This window comes from Oceanobacillus locisalsi, assembly GCF_042675985.1.
Classification (GTDB): domain Bacteria; phylum Bacillota; class Bacilli; order Bacillales; family Amphibacillaceae; genus Oceanobacillus; species Oceanobacillus locisalsi.
This window is the reverse complement of the sequence record NZ_JBHTKK010000026.1, coordinates 46246-59075: the sequence shown is the minus strand read 5'-3', so window position 1 is coordinate 59075 and position 12830 is coordinate 46246. Positions and strand designations below refer to the sequence as shown.

11 protein-coding genes are annotated in these 12830 nt (G+C 40.2%); 10 read left to right on the top strand and 1 reads right to left on the bottom strand.

What is annotated here, in order from left to right:
* Nucleotides 1-404 precede the first annotated feature (404 nt).
* Nucleotides 405-1178 carry an AraC family transcriptional regulator gene (locus ACFQ19_RS17075; RefSeq protein ID WP_379593872.1) on the bottom strand — a complete coding sequence of 258 codons (774 nt, stop codon included), beginning with the start codon at nt 1176-1178 and terminating at the stop codon, nt 405-407.
* 189 nt (nt 1179-1367) lie between these two features.
* Here ACFQ19_RS17075 and ACFQ19_RS17070 point away from each other — a divergent pair, with 189 nt between their 5' ends.
* From ACFQ19_RS17070 to ACFQ19_RS17025, 10 genes are all read left to right on the top strand, one after another.
* Nucleotides 1368-2075: a ThuA domain-containing protein gene (locus ACFQ19_RS17070; protein ID WP_379593871.1), complete on the top strand. Its 708-nt coding sequence runs from the start codon at nt 1368-1370 to the stop codon at nt 2073-2075.
* 24 nt (nt 2076-2099) lie between these two features.
* Entirely contained in the window at nt 2100-3128 is a 1029-nt protein-coding gene (locus tag ACFQ19_RS17065) for a Gfo/Idh/MocA family protein (RefSeq protein ID WP_379593870.1), read from the top strand.
* A 6-nt stretch (nt 3129-3134) separates the two neighbouring features.
* The gene (locus tag ACFQ19_RS17060) at nt 3135-4169 is read left to right on the top strand and encodes a Gfo/Idh/MocA family protein (RefSeq protein ID WP_379593869.1); all 1035 of its coding nucleotides are present in this window, start codon (nt 3135-3137) and stop codon (nt 4167-4169) included.
* Nucleotides 4170-4184: 15 nt separating this feature from the next.
* Nucleotides 4185-5153, top strand: coding sequence for a sugar phosphate isomerase/epimerase family protein (locus tag ACFQ19_RS17055; RefSeq protein ID WP_379593868.1), 969 nt, complete (start codon nt 4185-4187; stop codon nt 5151-5153).
* A 509-nt stretch (nt 5154-5662) separates the two neighbouring features.
* Nucleotides 5663-7318 (top strand): glycoside hydrolase family 13 protein, encoded by a 1656-nt coding sequence (locus ACFQ19_RS17050; protein ID WP_379593867.1) that lies wholly within the window; start codon nt 5663-5665, stop codon nt 7316-7318.
* A 162-nt stretch (nt 7319-7480) separates the two neighbouring features.
* Nucleotides 7481-8266 carry a flagellar motor stator protein MotA gene (gene motA / locus ACFQ19_RS17045; protein ID WP_379593865.1) on the top strand — a complete coding sequence of 262 codons (786 nt, stop codon included), beginning with the start codon at nt 7481-7483 and terminating at the stop codon, nt 8264-8266.
* Complete coding sequence (motB, locus tag ACFQ19_RS17040; protein WP_379593864.1) at nt 8259-9092, top strand: flagellar motor protein MotB; 834 nt, start codon at nt 8259-8261, stop codon at nt 9090-9092. Before motA ends, motB begins: the two co-directional genes overlap by 8 nt.
* A gap of 28 nt (nt 9093-9120) precedes the next feature.
* Complete coding sequence (locus ACFQ19_RS17035) at nt 9121-11211, top strand: chemotaxis protein CheW (protein WP_379593863.1); 2091 nt, start codon at nt 9121-9123, stop codon at nt 11209-11211.
* A 29-nt stretch (nt 11212-11240) separates the two neighbouring features.
* Complete coding sequence (locus tag ACFQ19_RS17030; protein ID WP_379593862.1) at nt 11241-11720, top strand: chemotaxis protein CheW; 480 nt, start codon at nt 11241-11243, stop codon at nt 11718-11720.
* A gap of 204 nt (nt 11721-11924) precedes the next feature.
* Complete coding sequence (locus ACFQ19_RS17025; protein WP_379593861.1) at nt 11925-12662, top strand: Cof-type HAD-IIB family hydrolase; 738 nt, start codon at nt 11925-11927, stop codon at nt 12660-12662.
* Nucleotides 12663-12830 lie beyond the last annotated feature (168 nt).

The window sequence follows — 12830 nt, the reverse complement described above, 5'->3', positions numbered from 1 at the left end:
ACCTTTCGTACCCATTGTCTTTTTTTCAAAATAAAACACCATTTATATCTGAAAATTACAATAATAAATTAAAATTTACAAATCACATTGCTTGCTTTTTCATTTATTTTTTTATGCAACGCTAGTGTAAAAAAATGAAGTCATTTATTTCGAGTTATATAGTGTCAACCTTCATCATTTAATAATTCTTCTTCATGATACATCTATAGAAGAAGAACTGATGAATTCTCTCAAAAGACTCCTGAATGAACCGGGTTATTACTGGCTGAAAGTTATCTGTTTAGAATTTTCTATTTTTTGTATTCTTTAAGCCGGGATCTTACAGCCAGTTGCACTGTGTTAAAATTAATTTTCTATTTGATTAAAATTCTAGAAAAGGAGTCAAGCAAACTTGCCTGTTAAGATTAAGATTCAAACATTTTCTCACGATATTCTCTAGGAGAAACAAGTTGAAATTTCTTGAAAACACGATGAAAATACGAATAGGAGCCAAACCCACAGTTTTGAGCGATGTTTTCTAATGTCATTGTTGTATATTTCATCTGATTGATTGCAGTAGAAATCCGAATCGATTGTGCATATTCAACCATTGTTTGTCCAATATATTCTTTAAAAAGGTGGACACACCTTGATACGCTCATATCACAATAATTTGCAATATCTTTTATCATGAAGTCTTGGTTTGTTGCATTCTCTTCAATATAGCGCATCATCTTGGTAACAATATAAGGTCTGTTAATGTCTGTTGATTTCTTATCCAGTGAGCGCTCAAGAGCTACACAAAGTGCACTTAGCAGATAGTGAGTTAATTTATTATTTTTCTCTTTTTCCGGTCTTCTTTCTTCAATAAAAAGAGACTGCCATAAATTTAACACAGTATGGTCTATAGCAATTTTTGAAAGTACAGGCCTATCACGAAAAAGCTGGTCAACTTCTTCTCCTTCACAATATAAGCTATAGTCACCACTTTGTTGGCCTCCTGTTACGTGTAGTTCATAAGCTTCTCCTGGCTTCACAATTAATAGGTCGCCTTTTTCAACATGATGCGTTTCATTATTTACTTTGATTTTTGCTTTTCCTTCGATTTGTAATCGAAACAGGTAAGCAGCATAACGAGATTTATGCATGGTGTGAAATAATTGGTTATGATATGAATATCCACAAAAGTTAACTCTCATATTTTACTCCTTTTATAATCAAATCGTTCATGTTTTGATTATATCATTTATGTTCAGTTTATTGAAAATCCTTTATTATAGTAATTAGACTATTTGCAAATGAAAGGGTTAACACCTGTGAAAATTGTTTTTCTGTTAAAGGGCTTAACTGGAAATTTACGCAAATAAGACAACCAAGGAGGTACAAACATGAATATCGTAGTATGGAACGAAAATCGCCACGAAAAAACAAATGAAACCGTTGCCTCCATTTACCCAAATGGAATCCATGGAGCAATCGCCGGCTTTTTATCAGAAGCAGGGCATGACGTAACAACCGCAACATTAGACGAGCCGGAGCACGGTTTAACGGAAGAATTGTTGAACAATACAGATGTCTTGGTCTGGTGGGGACATAAAGCACATGATGAAGTACAGGATGCTATTGTAGAGCGTGTAAAACAGCGTGTATGGGACGGCATGGGATTAATTGTGCTTCATTCCGGCCATTTCTCTAAAATCTTTCAAACGCTTATGGGTACAGGCTGCGATTTAAAATGGCGCGAATCCGATGATACCGAACGTGTCTGGAATGTGGATCCATCGCATCCAATTGCCAAAGGAATCGGCGAGTATTTTGAAATTGAAAAAGAAGAAATGTACGGAGAGCATTTTGATATTCCAGCACCGGATGAGTTAATTTTTGTCAGCTGGTTTACCGGTGGAGAAGTTTTCCGAAGCGGTGCGACATTCAAGCGCGGCCGGGGAAGGATTTTTTATTTCCGTCCTGGTCATGAAACGTATCCGACGTACCATCAGGCTGAGGTCCAACAAGTGATCAAAAATGCCGTAGAGTGGGCGAAGAATCAAGATACACCAAAACATACGTATGGAAACTATCAACCTATTGAAAAATAAATCCAAGTAGAGAGGAAGAAGTAAATGAGTCTAAAAATAGCAGTTATCGGATGCGGCAGTATTGCAAAAAATCGCCATCTGCCGGAATATGCAGCAAATGAACATGCAGCAATCACAGCAGTTTGTGATATTGTCCAGGAACGGGCGGAAGAAGCGGCTGCAACATACCAAGCAAAAGCGTATACAGATTATAAGGAACTGTTGAAACAAGATGACATTGATGCTGTCAGTGTTTGTCTGCCAAATTACTTGCATGCGCCAGTCAGTGTCGATGCACTGAATGCCGGCAAACATGTCCTTTGCGAAAAGCCAATGGCAACTTCTGCGGAGGAAGCAGATCAGATGATTGAAGCGGCGAACCAGAGCGGAAAGAAATTGATGATTGGGCATAATCAGCGTTTTGTTTCCTCTCATCAAAAAGCGAAAGACTTGATTGCATCGGGAGCAATTGGAAAGGTTTACAGCTTCCGTACAACATTTGGGCATGGCGGTCCAGAGGGCTGGAGCGCTGACGGCAAAGAGAGCTGGTTCTTTAAAAAAGATGAAGCTTTTATAGGCGCCATGGGAGATTTAGGCGTGCATAAAGCAGATTTAATCCGTTATGTATTACAGGATGAATTTGCAGAAGTTGGTGCATTCGTGGAAACAAGTGCGAAAGAAGATGCTGATGTTGATGACAATGCGACGTTGATACTCAAATCAGAGAAAGGCACGATTGGAACATTAGCAGCCAGCTGGGCGTATACAGCAAAAGAAGATAATTCCACGGTGATTTATGGGGAGAAAGCTACATTACGTTTGGAAGATGACCCAACGTATTCGCTGGTCGCTCAGTATGCGAATGGTGAAACAGTCAAATATGAACTTGGCGGCATTCAATCCAACGATGAAGGCGGACAGACCACAACGCATGTGATCGATCATTTTATTGAATCGATTCAGAACGATACCACGCCTCTTATTGATGGGGAAGAAGGAAAGAAATCACTGGCTATTATTCTGGGAGCCTTAGAATCAGTCGAAACGAAAAGAATTTATTCATTGGAGAAGTGACAGGTCATGAAGAGGTTAAGAATGGGCCTGATTGGTGTAGGGGGAATTGCGGAAAACCGCCATATCCCCGCCTATCAGGCACTGACGGAACATGTTGAAATCGTAGCGGTCCAGGATGTCAATCTTGTGCGGGCCAAAGAAGTGGCAGAGAAGAATGCGATTCCCAATGTGTTTGAGGATTATTTGAAAATGTTTCCGCATGTGGATGCTGTGACTATCTGCACGCCAAATAAATTTCACGAACCGATAGCGGTTGCCGCTTTGAATCAAGGGGTTCATGTTTTATGCGAGAAACCAATGGCAATGAATGCAGATGAAGGAAAGCGGATGTTAGAAGCGGCGGAAGCGAATAACAAAATATTCATGATTGGCTACCATTATCGTTTTGTGGATTCGGTGATGTTAGCCAAAGAATCGATGCAGGAAGTAGGAGCGCCTATTGTTACGCGGGTGCAAGCCTTGCGTCAAAGGAAAGTTCCGGGCTGGGGCGTATTTATCAACAAACAGCTGCAAGGCGGCGGAAGCCTGATTGATTGGGGGTGTCATTTATTGGATGCCGCATTCTGGCTATTGGCACCTTCCAAACCGATAGAAGTCAGTGCGCAAACTTATCAGCGCTTAAGTAAGCAGCCAAATCAGGTCAACGATTGGGGAAGTTATGATCATGAAGCGATGGACGTGGATGATCATGTAAGTGCCTATATTCGTTTTGATGATGGGAGCACCTTGTTATTTGAATGCTCCTGGGCTGCAAATATCAAAGCGGATAAAACACATATTTCCATATCCGGCGAAAACGGCGGGGTAAATGTATTCCCTTATGAATTCTATCAGCCGAAGCATCATAGAATGATGGAAACACGTGCTGATACGAAGGAAGATCAACAGGAAGCGGCCTTTTTGCAAGCACAAAATTTTGTAGATGCATGCTTGGGGAAAGATACATTGAAAAGCAATCCCAAAGATGCGCTCTTGGTAACGAAAGTCATCGATGCCATTTATGAAAGCAGTGAACAGGGTAAAAGTATCTCGATTAACTAAAGGGAGGCCAAAAAAATGAAACTAGGCGTATTTACGGTTTTATTTGCAGATAAAAAGCTAGAAGACATGCTGGATTATGTAAAAGGTGCTGGATTGGATGCGGTAGAAATAGGGACGGGCGGTAACCCTGGAAACGCTCATTGTCCCATGGATGAGTTGCTGGAAAACAGTGATAAGCGAAAGGAATTTAAAGATAAGGTTGAATCACGCGGGTTAACGATCAGTGCGCTGAGCTGTCATGATAACCCCGTTTCTCCAAATAAAGCACATGCCAAAGCAAGTCATGATACATTCATCAAAACGGTGCGTTTGGCGGAGATGCTGGATGTTCCGGTCGTCAATACATTTTCTGGTACGCCGGGTTCCAATGAAGACTCAAAATATCCCAATTGGCCGGTAACACCTTGGCCAACGGAATACTCCGATATCTTAAACTGGCAATGGGAAGAAAAGTTGATTCCATATTGGAAAGAGCAAGGACAATTTGCCGAAGATCATGGCGTAAAAGTTGGTTTGGAGCTGCATGCTGGCTTTCTTGTCCATACACCGTATACTATGCTGAAGTTGCGGGAAGCAACGAATAATGCGATTGGTGCGAACCTTGACCCGAGTCATTTGTGGTGGCAGGGAATCGATCCGGTAGCTGCTATCAAGATTCTTGGTAAAGCGGATGCGATTCACCATTTCCATGCCAAAGATACGTACATTGATCAGGACAATGTGAATATGTATGGATTAACCGATATGCAGCCGTATGGAGAAGTACAGACGCGGGCCTGGAGCTTCCGTTCGGTAGGATATGGGCACAGTGTAAAAGAATGGTCGGATATCGTGAGTGCGCTCCGGACGTATGGTTATGATTATGTGGTCAGCATCGAACATGAAGATCCGATTATGTCGATTGAAGAAGGTTTCCATAAAGCGGTGCAAAATTTAAAACAGGTGAATATCACAGAGCCTCCAGCTTCAATGTGGTGGGCTTAGTTAGAGTAATTGAAACAAAAGTCTATTCTATATTGCGTAATAGAATAGGCTTTTGTTTCTGTTATAGTTTTCAATTTTTGACAGATGAGACAATTCATTAACGGTAGGGTATCCATTTGACTGTCCTTTCTTATCCATAACGATTATGATGAGAGTAATGATAAATGTTCTGATTTATGTGTGTTTTCTGGTTTTTGTGGTGTGATTTGCAGTAACTCAATTTGTTCACTTTAAAAAGTAGCTTCCTTACCATAGGAACAAAGGTAAAGTGTAAGGCTACCGCTGCGGCGGACCGTTGTACGTCGGAAAGCGGAGGGCTTGGCCGGAGCGGTCGCTACACACCATATCCTGTTCAAAAAATAGCAGGATGATTGAAATCAAAGCAAGCATAATAATAGTAATCATGTTCATCCTGGTACAGCAAGAGTTATATGCTTATTCTTAGGTGCGAAAGTTGAGCAGCAATATGAAAAAACATTCCATGTTACTCAGGAAGGGGAGTCGAGAATATGAAAAAAACATGGTGGAAAGAAGCAATAGTGTATCAAATTTATCCAAGAAGTTTTAAGGATTCCAATGGAGATGGTATCGGCGATATTCCAGGCATTATTGCTAAATTAGATTATTTAAAGGATTTAGGAATCGATGTTATCTGGGTAAGTCCTGTCTATCAATCTCCTAATGATGATAATGGTTATGATATCAGCGATTATCAGGCGATTGCTGAAGAGTTTGGGACCATGGCTGACTTTGACGAGCTTTTGGAAAAAGTACATCAAAAAGGAATGCGTCTGATTATGGATTTAGTTATTAATCATACTTCCGATGAACATCCTTGGTTTATCGAGTCCAGATCATCGAAGGATAATCCATACCGCGACTATTATATTTGGCATCCCGGGAAAAAGAATGGAGAGGAGCCGAATAACTGGGAATCGATTTTCGGAGGTTCCGCTTGGAAATATGATGCGCAGACAAAAGAATATTTTATGCACATTTTTTCGGAGAAACAGCCTGATTTAAATTGGGAAAATCAAGCAGTACGCAACGATTTATACAAAATGGTGAATTGGTGGCTGGATAAAGGAATTGATGGTTTTCGAGTGGACGCAATCACTCATATTAAAAAGAAACCAGGGCTTCCTGATATGCCGAATCCGAAGCAGAAAAAGTATGTTCCTTCTTTTAAAGGGCATATGAACCAGGACGGTATCCATGAATTTTTGCAGGAGTTTAAGAAAGCAACACTTGATCATTACGATATCATGACTGTTGGAGAAGCCAATGGGGTAAAGCTTTCGCAGGCAGATGATTGGGTTGGGGAAGAGCATGGCGTGTTTGATATGATTTTTCAATTTGACCATCTCAATCTTTGGGGACGTGAAGCTGGTGAGGAGTTTGATTTAGAAGAGCTGAAGCGTGTGTTTACTACCTGGCAGAAAGGGCTTGCGAATATCGGTTGGAATGCATTGTTTTTAGAAAACCATGATCAGCCGCGTTCTGTTTCCAGCTGGGGAGATACAGCGCATTATCATATGGCTTCGGCAAAAGCTTTTGCTGTATTATACTTTATGATGCAGGGAACGCCGTTTATTTATCAAGGGCAGGAAATAGGAATGACCAATGCCCCGTTTGAATCGATTAAAGAGTATGATGCAGTGGATGCAATCAATTTCTACCAGGAACAGCTGGAAAATGGGGTTCCTGAAGAACAAATATTGGCAGATTTAGCGAAGACGAGCCGGGATCATTCCCGGACTCCGATGCAGTGGGACAAGAAGGAAAACGCCGGTTTTACAACAGGAACGCCATGGATAAAAGTAAATCCAAACTATGAAACAGTGAACGTGGAAGCACAGCAAAAGAACCCGGATTCCATTCTTCATTTTTATAAAGAAATGATTACATTACGAAAGCAGCATGAAGGACTTATTTACGGGGATTATCAACTTGTGCTCGAGGATCATCCAGCTATTTATGCATATACACGGCATTATCAAGAGGAGTCATGGCTGATTCTGGTAAATGTTTTTGGAGAAGAAACATCTTATACACTGCCGGAAAAATGGAAGGATAACCAGTTAACATTACTTCTCAATAATTATGAAGAAGCAGCAAATGGGAAACTGAAACCATATCAAGCTGTTATCTATCACATTATATGAAGGCAATAAAAACAGGCTCGTGTGAAACGGCACAGCCTGTTTTTATTGCCTTCATGTAAAATACTTGTCGATTGCTGTTAAATTTACTTTGTTATGGACTTCATAATTTATGAATTTTACCGATATTAAAAGTAGGTACAATGGAAAACGGGAGGATACATAATGGATAAAACATCAGTGATAGGATTAATATTAGGTATCGTTGCTATCGGTGTAGGAATGGTGTTTAAGGGCGCAGAAATAACTGTATTACTTGAGCCGGCAGCATTTCTTATCATTATATTAGGTACAATCGCAGCCGTTACAATTGCTTTTCCGGGAAATGCATTAAAAAAAGTTCCGGCATTATTTAAAAAATTATTTTTTAAAGAGAAACAAACAGATTCCAAAGAGCTGATTACTTTATTTATGGATTGGGCGGATCAAACTCGAAAAGAAGGGCTTCTCTCTTTAGAAAACCAGTTAAGTGAAGTAAATGATGCTTTTCTTTCATCAGGTCTACAACTGGCAATTGATGGACAGTCCCCTGATTTTATTAAAGACGTAATGGTAGAAAAAATAGAAGCTATGGAGCAGCGTCATGAAGAAGGAGCAGCTATTTTTACACAGGCGGGTACATATGCTCCGACACTGGGCGTACTCGGAGCTGTTATCGGGCTGATTGCAGCGCTTGCGGATATGTCTGATATTGATGCATTGGGACACGCTATTTCTGCAGCTTTCGTAGCAACATTGCTGGGGATTTTTACAGGTTACGTGCTATGGCATCCATTTGCTAACAAGCTGCGTGAAAAGTCTAAGCAGGAAGTACTGCAAAAAGAATTAATCGTGGAAGGTGTTCTGGCTATTACAACCGGTGATTCACGTTTAATTGTACAGGAAAAATTAGGATCTTTACTTTCCTCCAAAGAACTGGCGGAACTGCAGAAGAGGGATAGCGATGGCTAGACGAAGAAAAAAGAAAAAACAATCTCATGTAGATGAATCCTGGCTGCTTCCATATTCGGACTTATTAACATTATTAGTAGCATTATTTATTGTATTATTTGCTTCCAGCGATGTTAATTCAGAAAGGTATTTACAGCTTGCGAATGTTTTCCGTGATGAATTGTCTGCCGGTTCTGGAACGGGCATTTTGGAGTATGATTCAGAACCGATTCCTCCCAATATGGAGGAAGGCCGGGATGATGGTGATCATATAGACGAAGGCACGGATGATGAGGAAGGAAGCGAAGAAGAGGAAGAAGCAATGGAAGATGCGGATTTGGAAGGGGAACAGGAACTTCTCCGGCTCCGGCAGGTTCAAGAAGAAATCAATGTATATATTGAAGACGCGGGTTTGACAGAAGAGTTTGGTACAGAGCTGACGGGAGAAGGGCTGATGGTCCGGATGCGGAATGATATTCTGTTCGATTCCGGAAGTGCAGCAGTTAAACCGGAAGGCAGGCAAGTTGCCGAAGATGTTTCTCAAATATTACATACAGAACCGCCGCATCAAGTCGTAATCAGCGGTCATGCGGATGATGTCCCGATACATAATGCGGATTTTGGTTCGAATTGGGAGCTGAGTGTAGACCGTGCGATGAACTTCATGCAAATTCTGATGCAAAATGAAGACCTTGATCCAACATTGTTCAGTGTGAAAGGATATGGAGAATTTGATCCGGCTTATCCCAATGATACAGCTGAAGACAGAGCAAGAAACAGACGTGTAGAGGTGTTGGTTTTACCTAACTATGAGATTGATGTGCCGGATGAAATAAATGACGATTAGAAAGCAGATAGAATAGAGGGGAAGTCTTATGGACACGCAACAATATTTGGATATTTTCTTAGATGAAAGCCAAGAACATTTACAATCAATCAATGATAATATTTTGAAATTAGAAGAAGACACTTCTAATTTGGAGTATGTACATGAGATATTTCGCTCTGCACATACGTTAAAGGGAATGGCAGCTACAATGGGATATGATGATATTGCCGCATTAACCCATAAAATGGAAAATGTGCTGGATTTGATTCGTAATGAAGCATTAGTGACAGATACAGAAATAATAGATTTGTTATTTTTAGCCATTGATGATTTAGAAGATATGGTTGATTCAGTACGTAATGGGGGCGACGGTAAAAAAGATGTCCGGGAGCATGTAAAAAAACTGGAAGCCATTGAAAAAGGAGAAAGTGTTTCTTCTGCGTCGATCCCTGTAACAGAAGAAGAGCCAGATGATACCGGAATGCATTTCAGAACTGGCGATTTAGATGAATTTCAGCTTACTGTTATCCAGCAGGCGAAAGAACAAGGAATGGTTCCTTTCGAGCTGACCGTGACTTTTGAAACAGGATGTATTCTCAAGGGTGCCAGAGCGTTTATGGTTTTTGAAGTATTAGAAGATATGGGAGAAATTATCCGCACTTTTCCGACAGTGGAGGAAATTGAAGAAGGGACATTTGATTCCGGATTTACCCTTTTATTTCTGACAGATCAAACGCCGGAAGATGTGATAAAAGCGGTGAAAAATGTGTCAGAAGTGGAAGAAGCAGAAGCACATGTCATGGAAACAGATAATCATACGCTTCCTCATCAAGATGCAGTAAAAGAAGAAACGGTTGACGCAGAAAAGGAGCAAGTGGATAAACAGCCCGTCCGTGAAAAGGTAATTGAAGTTCCGGTCAAGAAAGATAAACCAAGGACAGATGTATCACAGAAAAAAGAGGCAGTATCCAATAGCGGGAAAAAAGCAACTTCTAAAAATATCCGGGTAAACCTCGATAAAATTGATAATCTATTAAATTTATTTGAAGAGGTTGTAATAGACAGAAGCCGTCTGGAGGTACTTGTTTCCTCGATAGATAATAATGATTTAAGAGAAACCGTGGAGCATTTAAGCAGAGTGAGTTCAGATATGCAATCATTGATTCTTGCGATGCGGATGGTTCCGATTGAACAGGTTTTCAATCGTTTTCCAAGAATGATTCGTCAGTTGGCTAAGGATTTAAATAAAAAAATCAACTTGGAAATAAAAGGGGCAGATACGGAGGTGGACCGTACTGTCATTGATGAAATTGGCGATCCGCTTGTACATTTGATCCGTAATTCTTGTGATCACGGTATTGAAAGTCCGCAGACGCGGCTGTCAAATAATAAGCCGGAAGAAGGTAATCTGACATTACATGCCTATCACAGCGGAAATCACGTATTTGTGGAAATAGAAGATGATGGGGCAGGGATTAACCGTGAAAAAGTGTCGGAAAAAGCGATTGAGAATCATATTATTACACCACAAGAAGCCAAAGAGCTGACAGATGATCAAGTTGCTGCATTAATCATGAGCTCGGGTTTCAGTACAGCGGATGACATTTCCGATGTTTCCGGACGCGGTGTTGGATTAGATGTTGTTAAAAATAAGATAGAGGCTTTAGGCGGTAAGATTTCTGTTACAACAACACCAGGAAAAGGCAGTATTTTTTCTATCCAGCTTCCGTTAACCTTATCCATTATGACAACGATGCTGGTACATGTCCAAAAAGAAATATTCGCCATTCCATTAACTTCTATTTTAGAGACGGTAATACTTCCGAAAGAAAAGATCATGCATGCGCAAGGTGCTGAAGTGATTGACTATCGCGGCAAGATTATTCCTGTTTTGTTCTTAGGGAACGTGCTGAAGGTTCCAGATTATCATACAGAAGCAGATCGCTATTCTACTGTCATTATTAAAAAAGGGGATAAATTATTAGGACTGGTCGTTGATGAATTAATTGGTCAGCAGGAAGTGGTATTGAAGTCGCTTGGGAATTATCTTGGAGAAGTTTTTGCTGTTTCAGGAGCGACGATTTTAGGGGACGGCGAAGTTGCTCTTATTGTTGATCCGAATGCATTAATAGAATAGATGACATGTTCAGGAAAGGGGGAAAATGAATGGATACAGATAAACATATTATATTCCGATTAAAAGAGCAGATTTTTGCTGTCCATGTTCAGCAAATTGTGTCCATAGAGCGGGCATTATCTTTGACTAAGATTCCACGTACACCTGATTTTCTAAAAGGTGTTACAGAGATGCGCGGAATGATGACACCGATTATTGATTTACGTGAACGGTTGGATCTTGGTGCTGTCGAAATAACAGATCAGACAAGAACACTTGTCGTACAAGTAGACGAGATGCAGATTGGCATGATTGTGGATCAGGCAACAGAAGTGAAAGATATACCAACTGCCTCTATTAAACCTGCCCCTAAGCTGGCAGGGGAAATAAAAGATACCTTTTTATTAGGTGTCGCAACCGTAAATGAGGAACTGATATTATTATTAGACTTAGAACAAATTATTCATTTCACCGAAAGAAATCAGCTTCAAGATATGATAGAAGAGATAGACGGATCGGGGAATCTATAAAACATTGAATCTAAAAACACTTCATCAAATAGCTCAGGTGAAGTGTTTTTAGGTTAGAATAAGAAAAAGAGTATTTCCTGGGAAATAATATCGATTAATTTGTAGAAATAACGGTTATCTGCAGTAACTGATATTTTTATAGCCAAAACTGCTGGATTTCCATTATACTTAAGACAGATAATAGAGAAATGAGGAATGGAGCATATGACAAAACCTATTAAACTAATTGCTTTGGATATGGACGGAACATTATTAAATCCGATGCTCGAGGTATCCAAACGCAATACAGAAGCAATTCAAGAAGCGTTAAATCAGGGGATTCAGGTGGTCTTAAGTACTGGACGGGCAATAGACACATGCTATCCATATGCGCAAGATTTAAACTTACAGACATTCTTGATTACGGCTAATGGCGGCGAAGTATGGACGATGGAAAAAGAGCTACTGCAACGAAAACTGCTTTCTGCTGATATCGTAGAAGATTTATATCAAATTACAAAAGAAAGCGGCGTACGTCGCTGGATGATTTCTACTGACAAAGTATTTCAAGAAGACGAAATTGTAAATATCCAGGATTACGAATGGTTGAAATTTGGGTGTGCTTCGGAAAATCCGGAAAAATTGCGGGAAGTCCAAGAAAGATTAATGTCATTTGAGGAGCTGGAATTAACGAATTCTCTGCCGACAAATATTGAAATTAATCCGAAAGGTGTAAGTAAAGCAAATGCATTAGGCTTTCTATGTGAGCGCACCGGTATCTCGATGGATCAAATCATGGCAGTTGGCGACAGTCTGAATGATATGAAGATGATTCAAGAAGTCGGTGTAGGTATAGCTATGGACAATGCACAAGAAGCTATCAAAGAAGCAGCCAATGCAGTCACTTCCAGCAATATAGATGATGGCGTCGGAAAAGCTATTGAGAAATTTGCTTTAAAATAATGGAAGTTTTCACAAGGATGTTCAAGAGGAGCATCGGATATACATGAAAGAGGGAGGTCGGACAGTGTTTCAATTATACTGTCCGATTTTTTAGGAAAGAAGCATAAGTGAAAAAAAGGGGGCATATAATAAAAGGAAGAACATTTTAATGTTGAAAGAAGGAAAGTA